We start from the raw sequence: 14,810 nt of genomic DNA on the forward strand, positions 1-14,810 counted from the left end.
GCCGGGCTGGCAATGGCCCCGAACAGAGGAACGACCGTGCATAACGTCGTCATCAGCGGCACCGGCCTGTACACCCCGGCCAACAGCATTTCCAACGAAGAGCTGGTGGAGTCCTTCAATACCTACGTGCAGCAGTTCAACCGTGACAACGCCGCCGCCATCGAGCGCGGTGAAGTCCAGGCCCTGGCCGAGTCCAGCGCCGCCTTCATCGAAAAAGCCTCGGGCATCAAGAGCCGCTTCGTCATGGACAAGGACGGCATTCTCGATCCGCAGCGCATGAAGCCGCGCCTGCCCGAGCGCTCCAACGACGAGCCGTCGATCCTCTGCCAGATGGCCGTGGCCGCCGCCGAGCAGGCCCTGCAACGCGCCGGGCGTACTGCCGCCGACGTCGATGCGGTGATCGTTGCCTGTTCCAACCTGCAGCGCCCGTACCCGGCGATTGCCATCGAAGTGCAGCAGGCGCTGGGCATCAACGGCTTTGGTTTCGACATGAACGTAGCCTGCTCGTCGGCCACCTTCGGCATTCAGACTGCCTGCAACGGCGTACAGTTGGGCCAGGCCCGCGCAGTGCTGGTGATCAGCCCGGAAATCTGCACCGGCCACCTGAACTTCCGTGACCGCGATAGCCATTTCATCTTTGGTGATGCCGCCACTGCCGTGTTGGTGGAGCGCGCCGACCTGGCCACCTCCACGCACCAGTTCGACATCGTCAGCACCAAACTGCTGACCCAGTTCTCGAACAACATCCGCAACAACTTCGGCTTCCTCAACCGCGCGGCCGAAGAGGGCATTGGCGCCCCCGACAAGCTGTTCGTCCAGGAAGGCCGCAAGGTGTTCCGCGAGGTCTGCCCGATGGTCGCCGAGCTGATCGGCCAGCACCTGACCGAGAACAACCTCAATGTCAGCGACGTCAAGCGCTTCTGGCTGCACCAGGCCAACCTGAGCATGAACCACCTGATCGTGAAGAAACTGCTTGGTCGTGACGCCCTCGAAGAAGAGGCACCGGTAATCCTCGACAGCTACGCCAACACCAGCTCGGCAGGCTCGGTAATCGCCCTGCACAAGCATCAGGACGACCTGCCACAGGGCGCCCTGGGCGTGCTCAGCTCGTTCGGGGCCGGCTATTCGATCGGTAGCGTGATCCTGCGCAAGCGTTGAGCTGCAACTACCGGTGAAGTGTCCCACGTTGTTGCGACACTTCACTGATAGCGTTGGCTGTAACAAATCCGCCTAATCGGACTCTACCCGCAGAACGATGGATGGATGGCGATGACTGCTGAACAACAAACCCGCTTGCTGGAGCGGCTGCTCAAGGGTGAGCAACAGGCGTTCAAGGAACTGGTCGACAGCTATCAGGGCGCCATGCGCGCAGTGGCCTATGCGATTGTCGGCAGCCGGCATGCCGACGAAGCGGTACAGGACGCCTGGCTGGCGGTGGTGCGCAACCTCAAGGGGTTCGAGCAGCGCTCGAGCCTGAAAACCTGGCTGCTGACCATTACCGCCAACGCGGCCAAGACCCGCTACAAGCAAAATCGCCGCGAAGTGCTTCTCGATGACCTGCCAGGCCCGCATGGCACCATTGGCGATGAGCGCTTTGCTACCGACGGCCACTGGCTGCAAGGGCCTTCGGCCTGGCATGAGGACACCCCTGAAGCCCTGCTCAGCCGCGAGCAGATGCGTGAGTGCTGGAGCAGATGCGTGAGTGCCTGGAGCACACCTTGCTCAGCCTGTCGGAACTGCAATGCAGTGTGCTGGTGCTACGCGAGCGCCAGGGCCTGGAGCTCGAGCAGATCTGTAATCTTCTCGAGATTTCCCTCTCCAATGTCCGCGTATTGCTGCACCGCGCGCGCCTGAAGGTCTTCGCCACCCTGGAACATTTCGAGGAAACCGGTCAATGCTGAGCTGCAAGGAACTCGTCGCCCGCTCCAGCGACTACCTGGATGGACAACTGACCCTGGGCGAGCGCCTGATGGTCCGTCAGCACCTGTTGTTCTGTCGCCACTGCCGGCGCTTTCTCAAGCAGATGCGCGTGGCCCAGGCCACGGTACGGGCTTTGCCGGAACAACCGGCGGGCGACAGCGAGGCACTGGCCGAGCGTCTGGCGCGGGAGCTGAAAAACTCCTGAATCCGGCTCGGGAGGCTCTGCAACGGAGCTTTCCGGCTTATTTCATTTCGAAGTAAAAAAGTTCCCCTGTCACAAAACATTTATCTAAAAGCCACTGATCTGACATACACCCCCGCCAAGATTCCTCCCCAGCACAAGTGGCCTGAGCCGCGTGTTTTTCCAACATTATCAAGACCATAAAGTAGGGGAGCTTCTTCGATGATCCGTAAGCACTTCGCAGGTTTCGTAGCCAGCGCCTTGGCCATGGCCGTTACCGCCCAGGCTTTCGCGGGTACCGTGACCACCGACGGCGCCGATATCGTAGTCAAGACCAAGGGTGGCCTCGAGGTCGCTACCACCGACAAGGAATTCAGCTTCAAGCTGGGCGGTCGGATCCAGGCTGACTACAGCCGTTTCGACGGTTTCTACACCAACAACGGCAATACCGCCGACGCCGGTTACTTCCGCCGCGCCTACCTGGAACTGGGCGGCGTGATGTACAAGGACTGGGCCTACCAGATCGCCTACGACTTCTCGCACAACTCCGGCGGTGACAACCGTTCCGAAGACGGCTACTTCGATGAAGCGTCCCTGGCCTACAACGGCTTCAGCCCGGTATCGATCAAGGTTGGTCGTTTCGACCCCGAGTTCGGCCTGGAAAAAGCCACCAGCTCCAAGTGGGTGACCGCGCAGGAACGTACTGCCGCCTATGACCTGGTCGACTGGACCAACGCCCACAACGGCGGCCTGGGTATCCAGGCTTCGGGTACCGTCGGTGACTCGCTGTACGGCTCGGTCGGTGCCTTCGCCAAGGACGCCACCAACCAGGACAAGGACGGCGACAGCACCAAGCAGTTCAACCTGCGCGGCGTCTTCGCGCCGATGCACGAAGCCGGCAATGTCCTGCACTTCGGTATCAACTACGCCCAGCGTGACCTCTCCGACACCGCCTTCGATGGTCGTATCCGCAGCCGTCTGGGCATGCGCGGCGTCAGCACCGACGGTGGCCAGGATGCCGGCAGCAACGGCAACCGCCTGACCCTGGGCGGCGCCAACAACACCCCGGCCGGTGCCTACGACACCGACAAGGCCTGGGGCCTGGAAGCGGCATGGGCCATGGGCCCGTTTTCGGTACAGGGCGAATACGTCAAGCGTGACGTCCAGGCCGACAGCGCCTCGTTCTCCGACATCAAGGCAGACGGCTACTACGGCCAGCTGGCCTACACCATCACCGGTGAAGCCCGTGGCTACAAGCTCGGCAAGTTCGACAGCATCAAGCCTTCGAACAAGCAGATCGGTGCCTGGGAAGTGTTCTACCGCTATGACCACCTGAGCGTCGATGACGACAACGGCGCCTTTGCCAACATCGATGATGTCGAAGGCAAGGTCCACAACGTCGGCCTGAACTGGTATGCCAACGAGTCGATCAAACTCAGCGGCGTGTACGTCAAGGCCAAGGTCGACAACGCCCAGAACGCTGCCGGCGACGACAGCGGCGACGGTTTCGTAATGCGCGCGCAGTACGTGTTCTAAGCAACACCGCTCCTCATCCGTTAGATCTTCAGCCCCGCTCGCGCGGGGCTTTTTTTCGTCTGCGCGACGAGGCAGACTGCGCCAATGCCCAAGCTCATCCTGCAACACCTAGCCGAACTCACGCCTGCCACCTGGGACGCCCTGGTGCCGGGGGACCAGCCGTTCCTGCGCCATGCATTCCTGTCCAGCCTGGAAGACAGCGGCAGTGTCAGCCGCCACACCGGCTGGAGCCCCGCGCACCAGTTGCTGACCGACAGCGCCGGGCAACTGCGAGCGGCCTTGCCGGCCTACGTGAAGACCCATTCATTCGGCGAGTACGTGTTCGACCACGGCTGGGCCGATGCCTGTGAGCGGGCGGGTATTGCCTACTACCCCAAGCTGCTGTGTGCCGTGCCGTTCTCGCCGGTGACCGGCCCACGGCTGCTGGGCGACCCGCAGGCGGCGGCCGAGTTGGTGGATCAACTGACCGATGAACTGTTCGAGCAGGGGATGTCCGGCGCCCATATCAACTTCACCGATGCGCAGGCGGATGCGCTGATGCGCGAGCGTGACGGCTGGATGGAGCGCCTGGGATGCCAGTTTCACTGGCGCAACCAGGGCTACCGCGACTTCCAGGATTTTCTCGATACCTTGAGTTCACGCAAGCGCAAGCAAATGCGCAAGGAGCGCGAGCAGGTGGCGGGGCAGGGTATCGAGTTTCGCTGGTTTCGCGGCGAAGCGCTGAGTGAGGCGCAGTGGGATTTCGTCTTCGCCTGTTATGCCAATACCTATGCCGTACGCCGCCGTGCGCCGTATCTGACCCGGGAATTCTTCAGCCTGCTGGCCGAGCGCATGCCTGAGTCAATACGCGTGGTGATGGCGCGCCAGGGCGGGCGTGATGTGGCCATGGCCTTCAGCCTGGTCGGTGGCGACAGCCTGTATGGCCGTTATTGGGGCTGCCTGGACGAGTTCGACCGGCTGCACTTCGAGACTTGTTTTTACCAGGGCATGGATTGGGCGATTGCCGAGGGTTTGCAGCGCTTTGATGCCGGTGCGCAGGGCGAGCACAAGTTGATTCGCGGCTTTGAGCCGGTGATCACCCGCTCCTGGCACTATCTGCTGCACCCGGGCTTGCGCCGGGCAGTGGAGGAGTTCCTCGAGCAGGAGCGGGCAGGGGTGTTGGCTTATGCCCAGGAAGCGCGTTTGGCGTTGCCTTATCGGCAAGGTTGAGGGCCTCATCGCGGGGCAAGTCGAGGTTACTGTCAGTCGATCCCGACAAACCCCCCGGTCTGGTGATGCCACAACCGCGCATACAGGCCCTGATGCGCCAGCAACTCCGAGTGGCTGCCCATCTCGGCAATCCGGCCTTTTTCCAGCACCACCAGGCGGTCCATGCGGGCAATGGTCGACAGTCGGTGGGCAATGGCAATCACGGTCTTGCCTTGCATCAGGGTTTCCAGGCTTTCCTGGATTGCCGCTTCGACTTCCGAGTCCAGCGCTGAGGTGGCTTCGTCCATGATCAGGATCGGCGCATTCTTGAGCAGCACCCGGGCTATGGCGATGCGCTGGCGCTGGCCGCCGGAAAGCTTGACCCCGCGCTCACCGACATGGGCATCGAAGCCGGTCCGGCCCTGAGCGTCGGACAGTTGCGGGATGAACTCGTCAGCCCGTGCCCGGCGCACCGCTTCCCATAGCTCATCTTCAGTGGCATCGGGCCGGCCATAGAGCAGGTTTTCGCGGATCGAGCGGTGCAGCAGTGAGGTGTCCTGGGTGATCATGCCGATTTGTGCGCGCAGGCTGGCCTGGGTCACCTGGGCGATGTCCTGGCCATCGATGAGGATGCGCCCGCTTTCCAGGTCGTAAAGGCGCAGCAGCAGGTTGACCAGGGTCGACTTGCCGGCGCCGGACGGGCCGATCAGGCCGATCTTCTCGCCGGGGCGGATGTCCAGGTTGAGGCCATCGATGATGCGGCTGCCCTTGCCATAGTGAAAGCTGACGTTGTCGAACTTGACCCCGCCGCGTTCGACCTTGAGCCTGGGCGCGCTAGGCGAGTCGTTGACGCTGACCGGCTGGGCGATGGTCTGCAGGCCGTCCTGGACCATGCCGATGTTCTCGAAGATGCCGTTGACCACCCACATGATCCAGCCCGACATGTTGACGATGCGGATCACCAGGCCGGTGGCCAGGGCGATGGCGCCGACGGTGATCAGCGACTGGGTCCACAGCCACAGGGCCAGGCCCGTGGTGCTGACGATCAGCAGGCCGTTGAGGCTGGTGATGACCACGTCCATGCTGGTGACCACGCGGGCGGCCAGCTGGGTTTTTTCGGTTTGTTCGCTGATCGCTTCGCGGGCGTACTGCTGCTCGAAGTCGGTATGGGCGAAGAGTTTCAGGGTGGCGATGTTGGTGTAGCCATCGACGATGCGGCCCATGAGCTTGGAGCGGGCATCGGAGGAGATCACCGCACGGGCCTTGACCCGTGGCACGAAGTAGTAGAGCGCGCCGATGTAGCAGGCGATCCAGGTGATCAGCGGCAACATCAGCCGCCAGTCGGCCTCGGCAAACAGCACCAGCGAGCTGATCGCGTAGATCAGCACGTGCCATAGCGCATCCACCGCCTGCACCGCCGAGTCGCGCAACGAGTTGCCGGTCTGCATGATGCGCTGGGCGATGCGCCCGGCAAAATCGCTCTGGAAGAAGTTCAGGCTCTGCTTGAGCACGTAGGTGTGGTTTTGCCAGCGGATCATGCTGGTCATGCCCGGGCTGATGGTCTGGTGCACCAGCAGGTCGTGCAGGCCGACGAACACCGGGCGCAGCAACAGCGCCACCACCAGCATCCAGATCAGCTCGCCGCCGTGCTCGCTGAAAAAGTTGACGTTCGGCGTGCCCTGGGCCAGGTCGATGATCCGGCTCAGGTAGCTGAACAGCGCCACTTCGATCAGCGCACCGATCAGGCCGACCACCAGCAGGGCGGCAAAACTCGGCCAGACCTGGCGCAGGTAGTACACGTAGAACGGCCATACCGTGGTCGGCGGCGCCGCGGTGGGCGCCTCACGGAAGATGTCGATCAGCTTTTCGAAGCGGCGAAACAGCATGAAAACGGTAACTCCTGTTCAGTTCGACCCGCGGGCCCGGTTCACGTCCCTGTGAAGCCCAAGGTCAGTCGATGCGTTTGGCCGACTTGATGAATACCGGGTCGACCGGCACATCGCGCATGCCTTTTTTCACTGTGGTGGGCGAGTTGACGATCTGGTCGACCACTTCCATGCCTTTGACGACCTTGCCGAACACCGCGTAACCGCGGTCGCGGCCCGGGTCGAGGAAGGCATTGTCGGCGACGTTGATGAAGAACTGGCTGGTGGCCGAGTTCGGGTCGGAGGTGCGCGCCATCGACAGCGTGCCACGGACGTTCTGCAGGCCATTGCTGGCTTCGTTGCGGATCGGGTCCTTGGTGGGCTTTTGCACCATCTGCTCAGTGAAACCACCACCCTGGACCATGAAGCCCGGGATCACCCGGTGGAAGATGGTGTTGTTGTAGAAGCCGCTGTCCACGTACTGCAGGAAATTCCTGGTGCTGATCGGCGCCTTCTCCGCGTTCAGTTCCACTTCGACCTGGCCGAAGCTGGTGTCGAGTAATACGTGGGGCGTCTTGTCGGAAGCCATCAGGCTGGTGGCGAAAACGACCGAGCAGGTGGCGAGCAGGAGTTTTTTCAGCATGGGCTCAATGATCCTTGAGAGGTGGTGGACGCCGCCAGGAACTGCAGCAGCGTCTGATTGAAGACGTGAGGTTGATCCAGGGGTGTAGCGTGCCGGGAATCTTCGATAACCGCCAGCCGTGCCTGTGGAATCAGCGCAACGTAGCGCTCTTTAAGTTGTACCGGGGTGTAATCCTGGTCGGCGCTGATGACCAGGGTAGGACAGCGAATTTGCCCCAGGCGTTGCGCCACGCCCCAGCCGACTATGGCGTCGAAACTGGCCAGGTAGGCGCGTTTGTCGTTCTTTGCCCAGCGCTCGGCCATCTTGCGGCGTAAATCGGCCTGCTGCGGCTTGGGGAACAACCGCTCGGCCAGGCCCTTGCCGATGGTTTCAAGGCTCAGCACCCGGGCCAGGGCCCAGCGCTTGGCCCACCAGATCCAGTCGCTGCGGCTGCGGCGCTTGACCTCCGGGGCGCTGTTGACGATGCACAGGCTGCGCAGCCACTGGGGATGATCGACGGCAAACTGAAAGCCGACCATGCCGCCCATGGACAGCCCGACCAGGTGCACGGGGCCGGTCTGCAACCGCTCGAGCAGGGCCAGCAGGTCGGCGCTGAAGCTGGCGATGCTATAGCGCTCGCGTGGCTTGTCGGAGCGGCCATGGCCACGGATGTCCATGAGGATCACGCGGTAGTGGCGAGCCAGCTCCGGCACCTGCATTTCCCAGTCCTGGCAACTGGAGCCCAGGCCATGCAACAGCACCAGCGGCTCGCCCTGGCCGTATTCCTCGTAGTGTAGCGAGCAACCTTCATGTTCGAAGTAGGCCATCGGCGTGATTCCTGTCAGGCTTGGGCGGGCGCGGCGAAGGGCACATCCAGCGGTGCGGTGTCGAAGTTGCGCAGCAATTCGACGAGGATCTGCGTCGCCGGGCCCAGGGGTTTGTCCTTGTTCGAGTAAAGGTAGAACAGTGGGTGGCGACTGCCACCCTGATCCAGTGGTAAAGGCTTGAGCAGGCCTTCACGCAGCTCGCGCTCGATCAGGTGCCGCGGCAGCCAGGCAAAGCCCAGGCCGCTGCTGACGAAAGTGGCGGCGGTGGCCAGGCTGCCGACCGTCCAGCGCTGTTCGGCGCCCAGCCAGCCGACATCGCGTGGCTGGGCGCGGCCTGAATCGCGAATCACCACCTGCAGCTGGCTTTCCAGGTCCTGGAAGCTCAGTTCCCGGTTCAAGCGGTGCAGGCTGTGTTCGGGGTGGGCGACGGCGACGAATTCGACCGAACTCAGTTCGGTGCCCAGGTAGCCGGAAATGTTGAAGCCGCTGATGGCAAGGTCCGCAATGCCTTCATGCAGCACCTCTTCGACCCCGGACAGCACCTCTTCGCGCAGGCGCACCCGGCAGCCACGGCTTTGCGGCATGAACGCGCTCAAGGCGCGGACCAGGCGGGCATTGGGGTAGGCGGCATCGACCACCAGGCGCACTTCGGCTTCCCAGCCCTGTTCCATGTGATGGGCCAGGTCTTCAAGCTGGCTGGCCTGCTTGACCAGTTGCCGCGAGCGGCGCAGCAGCACGTTGCCGGCCTCGGTCAGCACCGCCTTGCGCCCGTCGATACGCAGCAGCGGTACGCCGAGCTGGTCCTGCATGCGCGCCACGGTATAGCTCACCGAGGATTGCGAACGGTGCAGGGCCTCGGCGGCCTGGGCAAAACCGCCGTGATCGACCACCGCCTGCAGGGTCCGCCACTGATCCAGGGTTACGCGCGGCGCTTTCATCTTCGGCTCCTGTTGTCCTAAGCTGGCGCTCTTTCATGGAGAGCGTCGTATGAAGAAATGTTGTGCTGTATTGCTGGCCCTGCTTCCGCTCACGGCCCTGGCCTATCCCATCGACGTGAAAAAAGACATCGACGGCGTCAAGGTCGACTACACCACCTACGACACCGACCGTGACATCGGTTCGATCAGCGTCAACAACTATGGCGACGTCGATGCCCAGTGCAAGGTGACTTTCCGCAATGGCCCGGAAGCGCCACGGGTACGCCGGGTGAATGTGCCGGCGAAAAAAAGCGTCGATGCCACTGCCAAGTTCAACCGGGAAATCATCAAGCTGCGCATCACCTTGGACTGCAAGCCGAAATAAAACAATTTAACTGATAGGTTGGACCCAGTTTTTACGCTTTTTTATCGATAGGTCAATCATTAATCTTGCCTCCATCGACTTACCGAACTCGCCGATGGAGGCAAGCCCCATGTCCCGTGTACTCGTCATCGAAAGCAGCGCCCGCCAGCAGGACTCGATCTCCCGGCAACTGACCCGCGACTTCGTCAGCCAGTGGCAAGCCGCCCACCCGGCCGACCAGGTGACCCTGCGCGACCTGGCCGCCAACCCGGTGCCGCACCTGGATGGCAACCTGCTCGGCGGCTGGATGAAGCCCGAAACCCAGCGCAATGCCGAAGAGCTAGAGGCCCTGGCACGCTCCAACGAGCTGACCGATGAAGTGCTGGCCGCCGATGTGCTGGTGCTGGCCGCGCCGATGTACAACTTCACCATCCCCAGCACCCTCAAGGCCTGGCTGGACCACGTACTGCGCGCCGGCATCACCTTCAAGTACACCGAAACCGGGCCCCAGGGCCTGCTGACCGGCAAGCGCGCCTACATCCTTACCGCTCGCGGCGGCATCCATGCCGGCGCCAGCAGCGATCACCAGGAACCTTACCTGCGCCAGGTCATGGCCTTCATCGGTATCCATGACGTGACCTTCATCCACGCCGAAGGCCTGAACATGGGCGGCGATTTCCACGAGAAGGGCCTGAACCAGGCCAAGGCGCAGCTCGCCGCCGTGGCCTAAGCCGGCAATGAATTTTCCCGCCTGACACCTGTTGCTCCTTTGGGTGTACCTGCCCGGTCTGCCTTGCGCGTGACCGGGCTTTTTTATGCGGTTTGCCGTGCTAGCCGGCCTTGCCAGCGACTATTGCCGGGCTAGCCGCTAACCGTTAAGGTCGCCGCCTCCACAGCAAGGGGCCAACATGGGCTATTTATTGATCGTCGCGCTGATCCAGGCGTTTTCCTTCAGCCTGATCGGCGAGTACCTGGCCGGGCATGTCGACAGCTATTTCGCCGTGCTGGCGCGGGTGCTGCTGGCCGGCCTGGTGTTCCTGCCGCTGACCCGCTGGCGCCAGGTCGAAGCGCGCTTCATGCGTTCGATGCTGCTGATCGGTGCGCTGCAGTACGGCATCACCTATGTCTGCCTGTACCTGAGCTTCCGCGTGCTGACGGTGCCGGAGGTGCTGCTGTTCACCATTCTCACGCCCTTGCACGTGACCCTGATCGAAGATGCCCTGAACCGGCGCTTCAACCCCTGGGCGTTGGTGGCGGCGTTGGTGGCGGTTGCCGGCGCGGCGGTGATTCGCTTCGACAGCATCAGCCCGGACTTCTTCATCGGCTTTTTGCTGCTGCAACTGGCCAACTTCACCTATGCCGCCGGGCAGGTGCTGTACCGTCACCTGATCGCGCGCAACCCCAGCGACCTGCCGCATTACCGGCGTTTCGGTTACTTCTACCTGGGCGCCTTGCTGGTGGTGCTACCGGCCTTTTTGCTGTTCGGCAACAGCCAGCACCTGCCGAGCACCGAGGTGCAATGGCTGGTGCTGCTGTTTTTGGGGCTGTGCCCGACGGCACTGGGCTTGTACTGGTGGAACAAGGGTGCCTGCCTGGTTTCCGGCGGCACCCTGGCGGTGATGAACAACCTGCACGTGCCGGTCGGTTTGCTGCTCAATTTGCTGATCTGGAACCAGCACGAGCCGCTCGGCCGGTTGTTCATCGGCGGGGCGGTGATCCTCGCGTCGCTATGGCTCTGTCGTCTCGGCACTCAGCGCCCGCTGCTGGCTGGGCAGGGTCGAGGGTAACAGGCCGGCGCGCAGGTCATTGCCGCTGGGTTGCTGGTACAGGCTCAGGCCGAACTCCGGCATCACCGCCAGCAGGTAGTCGAAGATGTCGCCCTGGATCCGCTCGTAGTCGGCCCACGCCGTGGTGCGGGTGAAGCAGTAGATTTCCAGCGGCACGCCCTGGGCGGTGGTCTGCATCTGGCGGACCATGCAGGTCATGTTCGGCTGGATCTCCGGGTGGCTCTTCAGGTAGGCCAGGGCATAGGCACGGAAGGTGCCGATGTTGGTCATCCGGCGACGGTTGGCGGACAGTTCGGCGACATTGCCCTGGGCCTCGTTCCAGGCTCTGAGCTCACTGCGCTTGCGGGCAATGTAGTCGGTCAGCAGGCGTACTTCGCTCAGGCGCTGCTCCTCATCGGAGCGCAGGAAGCGCACACCGCCGGCATCGATGAACAGGCTGCGCTTGATCCGTCGCCCGCCCGACTGCTGCATGCCGCGCCAGTTCTTGAACGACTCGGACATCAAGCGCCAGGTGGGGATGGAGACGATGGTCTTGTCGAAGTTCTGCACCTTGACCGTGTGCAGGGTGATGTCGACCACATCGCCGTCGGCGCCGACCTGGGGCATCTCGATCCAGTCGCCGACCCGCAGCATGTCGTTGCTGGTCAACTGCACGCTGGCGACGAACGACAGCAGGGTGTCCTTGTAGACCAGCAAGATGACCGCCGACATGGCGCCCAGACCCGAGAGCAGCAATAGCGGCGAGCGGTCGATCAGGGTGGCGACGATAACGATGGCGCCGAACACGAACAGGACCATCTTCGCCAGTTGCACGTAACCCTTGATCGAGCGGGTGCGGGCGTGCTCGGTGCGCGCGTAGATGTCCAGCAGGGCGTCGAGCAGGGCGCTCAGGGCCAGGGTCAGGAACAGGATGGTGAAGGCCAGGGCGAGGTTGCCGAGAAAGTGCTGGCTGGTGGCGCTCAGCTCCGGCACCAGTTTGAGGCCAAATTGCACCACCAGTGACGGGGTGGTCTGGGCCAGGCGCTGGAACACCTTGTTCTCGCGCAGGTCATTGACCCAGTGCAGGGCTGGCTGGCGGCCAAGCAGACGGGCGGCGTGCAGCACCAGAAAGCGCGCCACGCGGCCGAGCAGCAGGGCGATCACCAGCAATACGCCCAGGCCGATACCGGCGTGCAGTAGCGGGTGTTGATCAAGGGTGCCCCAGAGGTCCAGGGTGTTTTGCCACAGCTGTTGAATGTCCATAACGGTGTCGTAAAGGGTCCGCAAGTCGAAAACAAGGCCATTAGAGCGCGGATCGGCAAGAAGTTGCCAAAAGAAATTCGGCTCCGACGCCGGAAAACGTTACCCTATGCAACTGAATTTTTTGCACATGCCCGAGGTACACCCGTGTTTTCCCAATTCGCCCTGCACGAACGCCTGCTCAAAGCCGTGGCCGAGCTGAAATTTGTCGAGCCGACGCCGGTGCAGGCAGCGGCCATCCCTTTGGCGTTGCAAGGGCGTGACCTGCGGGTGACGGCGCAAACCGGTAGCGGCAAGACCGCAGCCTTCGTCCTGCCGATGCTCAACCGCCTGGTTGACCTCAAGCAGAAGCGCGTCGAAATTCGCGCCCTGGTGCTGTTGCCGACCCGCGAGCTGGCGCAGCAGACCCTCAAGGAAGTCGAGCGCTTCTCCCAGTTCACTTTCATCAAGGCCGGGCTGATCACCGGTGGCGAAGACTTCAAGGAGCAGGCCGCGATGCTGCGCAAGGTGCCGGACGTGCTGATCGGCACCCCGGGCCGCTTGCTCGAGCAGCTCAATGCCGGCAACCTGCACCTGGAGCATGTCCAGGTGATCGTGCTCGATGAAGCCGACCGCATGCTCGACATGGGCTTTGCCGAAGACGTCGAGCGCCTGTGCAACGAGTGCCCGAATCGTGAACAGACCATGCTGTTCTCCGCCACCACTGGCGGTGCCGGCCTGCGCGACATGATCGGCAAGGTGCTGAAAACCCCTGAGCACCTGATGCTCAACAGCGTCAGCCAGCTGGCCGAAGGCACCCGCCAGCAGATCATCACCGCTGACCACAACCAGCACAAAGAACAGATCGTGCAGTGGCTGCTGGAGAACGAGACCTACGACAAGGCGATCATCTTCACCAATACCCGGGTGATGGCCGACCGCATCTACGGTCACCTGGTGGCCAAGGACTACAAGGCTTTCGTCCTGCACGGCGACAAAGACCAGAAAGATCGCAAGCTGGCCATCGAGCGCCTGAAGCAGGGCGGCGCCAAGATTCTCGTGGCTACTGACGTTGCCGCCCGCGGCCTGGACGTCGACGGCCTGGACCTGGTGATCAACTTCGACATGCCACGCAGCGGCGACGAATACGTACACCGCATCGGCCGTACCGGCCGTGCCGGTAACGAAGGCCTGGCGGTGTCGTTGATCTGTCACGGCGACTGGAACCTGATGTCGAGCATCGAGCGCTACCTGAAGCAGACCTTCGAGCGCCGGGTGATCAAGGAAGTCAAAGGCACCTACACCGGGCCGAAGAAGGTCAAGGCCTCGGGCAAGGCGGCCGGTGTGAAAAAGAAAAAGACCGATAAAAAAGGCGACAAGAAGGTCGTGGCCAAGCGCAAGCCAACAGCCAAGCCAAAGCCTAACGCGCCGCTGGCCAGCGCCGACGGCCTGGCACCGCTCAAGCGCCGCAAACCGGCGCCGGCTGCGGAGTAAGCGCCGGCTTCATCGCCCTCCCACAGGTTCTTTGCAGCCCTTGTGGGAGCGGCGGTGCGGCGACCCGACTTGACCCGCGATTGTTTCACCCCGATTTCAAGTCTTTTTCTCAGCGGTCTTCAATTCCTGCATCCGCTTGTCGATCAGTTGGCACTTGTCCGGCAAATCCTTGCTGGCCGTGCCCAGCTCCATGTTCTGTAACTCGTCGTTGATCTCCTTGGCCTTCTGCGGGTTCTGCTCGGTGAGCTTGCTCACTTCCTTGGCCAGTTCTTCGCGCTTGGCCGTCGCTTCTTCCAGCGTGCACGCCCAGCCGGGCAGGGCCAGCAGCAGGCTGGCGGCGGCTGCAATGTTCAACAGGGTTTTCATCGGCAGGCTCCTGGGCAATCAAGGTGAAGTCTTGCGGTTGAGCCTGGCCGGGCGGCGAAAGTTCAGTCGAACCGCAGCCGCGTACACCGGTCACAATCTTACCTACCCCTGATTGAGGCTATGCCGATGACCACCTACGACTGGGACCTGATCGAACGCCTGTTGCACGAAGCGCAGAACAGCGCCGGCCACAGTTTTACCCCCAGACCCTACGCCGAGCAGCATGCGGCCCAGCTGGCGGCCGAAGGTGCAGCCCCCGGCGATCTCGATCATCTGAAAACCCTGGCATGTGAGTATGAAAAGCTGCTGTTCGAGCGCGGTTACTTTGCCTCACGCCCGGAAGACGAGGGCGGCAACGGCGAGAATTTCATCCTTACCGAACGTGGCTCGCGGCTGCTGAGCCTGCTGGACAGCAGCATTCCGGGCAACGATCACCCACGCCAGGTGCTGGATGAACAGGAGGATGCATTGGACGAGGCGACTTTCGATCATTTGGCCTCCAAGGCGCAGATTGCCTGAAGCAGG

Annotated in this window: 15 protein-coding genes and 1 pseudogene; 10 read left to right on the forward strand and 6 right to left on the reverse strand. The window is 62.6% G+C overall.

All coding sequences use genetic code 11. The annotated features are described in order from the left end of the window. Positions 1-36 precede the first annotated feature (36 nt). The 5 genes and pseudogenes from ACZ9A3_RS03835 to ACZ9A3_RS03855 all read left to right on the forward strand — a co-directional run bounded on the left by ACZ9A3_RS03835 (position 37) and on the right by ACZ9A3_RS03855 (position 4,846). Positions 37-1,158, forward strand: a complete 1,122-nt coding sequence (locus ACZ9A3_RS03835; RefSeq protein WP_476252158.1) for a beta-ketoacyl-ACP synthase III — start codon at positions 37-39, stop codon at positions 1,156-1,158. Between the two features lie 111 nt (positions 1,159-1,269). Continuing rightward, positions 1,270-1,901: pseudogene (locus ACZ9A3_RS03840) on the forward strand (RNA polymerase sigma factor). Then, positions 1,895-2,125: an anti-sigma factor family protein gene (locus ACZ9A3_RS03845; RefSeq protein WP_093386024.1), complete on the forward strand. Its 231-nt coding sequence runs from the start codon at positions 1,895-1,897 to the stop codon at positions 2,123-2,125. The pseudogene ACZ9A3_RS03840 and the gene ACZ9A3_RS03845 overlap by 7 nt, the downstream one beginning before the upstream one ends. Positions 2,126-2,323: 198 nt before the next feature. Beyond that, entirely contained in the window at positions 2,324-3,637 is a 1,314-nt protein-coding gene (locus tag ACZ9A3_RS03850) for an OprO/OprP family phosphate-selective porin (RefSeq protein ID WP_045193409.1), read from the forward strand. Positions 3,638-3,721: 84 nt separating this feature from the next. Then, positions 3,722-4,846 carry a GNAT family N-acetyltransferase gene (locus ACZ9A3_RS03855; protein WP_476252159.1) on the forward strand — a complete coding sequence of 375 codons (1,125 nt, stop codon included), beginning with the start codon at positions 3,722-3,724 and terminating at the stop codon, positions 4,844-4,846. A 32-nt stretch (positions 4,847-4,878) separates the two neighbouring features. Here ACZ9A3_RS03855 and ACZ9A3_RS03860 read toward each other — a convergent pair whose 3' ends face one another. The 4 genes from ACZ9A3_RS03860 to ACZ9A3_RS03875 all read right to left on the reverse strand — a co-directional run bounded on the left by ACZ9A3_RS03860 (position 4,879) and on the right by ACZ9A3_RS03875 (position 9,077). Further along, entirely contained in the window at positions 4,879-6,711 is a 1,833-nt protein-coding gene (locus tag ACZ9A3_RS03860; protein ID WP_093386015.1) for an ABC transporter ATP-binding protein, read from the reverse strand. A gap of 64 nt (positions 6,712-6,775) precedes the next feature. Beyond that, complete coding sequence (locus ACZ9A3_RS03865; RefSeq protein ID WP_213602092.1) at positions 6,776-7,333, reverse strand: peptidylprolyl isomerase; 558 nt, start codon at positions 7,331-7,333, stop codon at positions 6,776-6,778. Continuing rightward, complete coding sequence (locus ACZ9A3_RS03870; protein WP_093386004.1) at positions 7,327-8,139, reverse strand: alpha/beta fold hydrolase; 813 nt, start codon at positions 8,137-8,139, stop codon at positions 7,327-7,329. Before ACZ9A3_RS03870 ends, ACZ9A3_RS03865 begins: the two co-directional genes overlap by 7 nt. Before the next feature lie 14 nt (positions 8,140-8,153). Then, positions 8,154-9,077 (reverse strand): PA3225 family LysR-type transcriptional regulator, encoded by a 924-nt coding sequence (locus tag ACZ9A3_RS03875; RefSeq protein ID WP_045193404.1) that lies wholly within the window; start codon positions 9,075-9,077, stop codon positions 8,154-8,156. Positions 9,078-9,126: 49 nt separating this feature from the next. Here ACZ9A3_RS03875 and ACZ9A3_RS03880 point away from each other — a divergent pair, with 49 nt between their 5' ends. The 3 genes from ACZ9A3_RS03880 (at position 9,127) to ACZ9A3_RS03890 (ending at position 11,207) form a co-directional block, all read left to right on the forward strand. Continuing rightward, positions 9,127-9,441 (forward strand): hypothetical protein, encoded by a 315-nt coding sequence (locus ACZ9A3_RS03880; RefSeq protein WP_045193403.1) that lies wholly within the window; start codon positions 9,127-9,129, stop codon positions 9,439-9,441. A 109-nt stretch (positions 9,442-9,550) separates the two neighbouring features. Further along, positions 9,551-10,150 carry an FMN-dependent NADH-azoreductase gene (locus ACZ9A3_RS03885; RefSeq protein ID WP_476252160.1) on the forward strand — a complete coding sequence of 200 codons (600 nt, stop codon included), beginning with the start codon at positions 9,551-9,553 and terminating at the stop codon, positions 10,148-10,150. Positions 10,151-10,328: 178 nt separating this feature from the next. Then, positions 10,329-11,207, forward strand: coding sequence for a carboxylate/amino acid/amine transporter (locus ACZ9A3_RS03890; protein WP_476252161.1), 879 nt, complete (start codon positions 10,329-10,331; stop codon positions 11,205-11,207). Here the strand turns inward: ACZ9A3_RS03890 and ACZ9A3_RS03895 are convergent. After that, the gene (locus tag ACZ9A3_RS03895) at positions 11,148-12,449 is read right to left on the reverse strand and encodes a mechanosensitive ion channel family protein (protein ID WP_045193400.1); all 1,302 of its coding nucleotides are present in this window, start codon (positions 12,447-12,449) and stop codon (positions 11,148-11,150) included. The two genes, ACZ9A3_RS03890 and ACZ9A3_RS03895, sit on opposite strands and share 60 nt — an antisense overlap. A 144-nt stretch (positions 12,450-12,593) precedes the next feature. Here ACZ9A3_RS03895 and ACZ9A3_RS03900 point away from each other — a divergent pair, with 144 nt between their 5' ends. Next, positions 12,594-13,919 carry a DEAD/DEAH box helicase gene (locus tag ACZ9A3_RS03900; RefSeq protein ID WP_045193399.1) on the forward strand — a complete coding sequence of 442 codons (1,326 nt, stop codon included), beginning with the start codon at positions 12,594-12,596 and terminating at the stop codon, positions 13,917-13,919. 96 nt (positions 13,920-14,015) lie between these two features. Here ACZ9A3_RS03900 and ACZ9A3_RS03905 read toward each other — a convergent pair whose 3' ends face one another. Further along, positions 14,016-14,285 carry a hypothetical protein gene (locus ACZ9A3_RS03905; RefSeq protein ID WP_476252162.1) on the reverse strand — a complete coding sequence of 90 codons (270 nt, stop codon included), beginning with the start codon at positions 14,283-14,285 and terminating at the stop codon, positions 14,016-14,018. A 126-nt stretch (positions 14,286-14,411) separates the two neighbouring features. Between ACZ9A3_RS03905 and ACZ9A3_RS03910 the strand changes: the two genes are divergently transcribed. Continuing rightward, on the forward strand, positions 14,412-14,804 hold the full coding sequence (locus tag ACZ9A3_RS03910; protein ID WP_093385881.1) for a transcriptional regulator: 393 nt from the start codon (positions 14,412-14,414) through the stop codon (positions 14,802-14,804). The last annotated feature ends 6 nt before the right edge of the window (positions 14,805-14,810 follow it).

Source organism: Pseudomonas sp. TE4620 (assembly GCF_056279045.1).

What these genes read in the sequence shown, in the direction of transcription:
- ACZ9A3_RS03885 (WP_476252160.1), top strand. Translation starts at nt 9,551, where the DNA reads ATGTCCCGTGTACTCGTCATCGAAAGCAGCGCCCGCCAGCAGGACTCG.
- ACZ9A3_RS03865 (WP_213602092.1), bottom strand. Translation starts at nt 7,333, where the DNA reads ATGCTGAAAAAACTCCTGCTCGCCACCTGCTCGGTCGTTTTCGCCACC.
- ACZ9A3_RS03875 (WP_045193404.1), bottom strand. Translation starts at nt 9,077, where the DNA reads ATGAAAGCGCCGCGCGTAACCCTGGATCAGTGGCGGACCCTGCAGGCG.
- ACZ9A3_RS03890 (WP_476252161.1), top strand. Translation starts at nt 10,329, where the DNA reads ATGGGCTATTTATTGATCGTCGCGCTGATCCAGGCGTTTTCCTTCAGC.
- ACZ9A3_RS03895 (WP_045193400.1), bottom strand. Translation starts at nt 12,449, where the DNA reads ATGGACATTCAACAGCTGTGGCAAAACACCCTGGACCTCTGGGGCACC.
- ACZ9A3_RS03880 (WP_045193403.1), top strand. Translation starts at nt 9,127, where the DNA reads ATGAAGAAATGTTGTGCTGTATTGCTGGCCCTGCTTCCGCTCACGGCC.
- ACZ9A3_RS03870 (WP_093386004.1), bottom strand. Translation starts at nt 8,139, where the DNA reads ATGGCCTACTTCGAACATGAAGGTTGCTCGCTACACTACGAGGAATAC.
- ACZ9A3_RS03860 (WP_093386015.1), bottom strand. Translation starts at nt 6,711, where the DNA reads ATGCTGTTTCGCCGCTTCGAAAAGCTGATCGACATCTTCCGTGAGGCG.
- ACZ9A3_RS03855 (WP_476252159.1), top strand. Translation starts at nt 3,722, where the DNA reads ATGCCCAAGCTCATCCTGCAACACCTAGCCGAACTCACGCCTGCCACC.
- ACZ9A3_RS03845 (WP_093386024.1), top strand. Translation starts at nt 1,895, where the DNA reads ATGCTGAGCTGCAAGGAACTCGTCGCCCGCTCCAGCGACTACCTGGAT.
- ACZ9A3_RS03850 (WP_045193409.1), top strand. Translation starts at nt 2,324, where the DNA reads ATGATCCGTAAGCACTTCGCAGGTTTCGTAGCCAGCGCCTTGGCCATG.
- ACZ9A3_RS03905 (WP_476252162.1), bottom strand. Translation starts at nt 14,285, where the DNA reads ATGAAAACCCTGTTGAACATTGCAGCCGCCGCCAGCCTGCTGCTGGCC.
- ACZ9A3_RS03910 (WP_093385881.1), top strand. Translation starts at nt 14,412, where the DNA reads ATGACCACCTACGACTGGGACCTGATCGAACGCCTGTTGCACGAAGCG.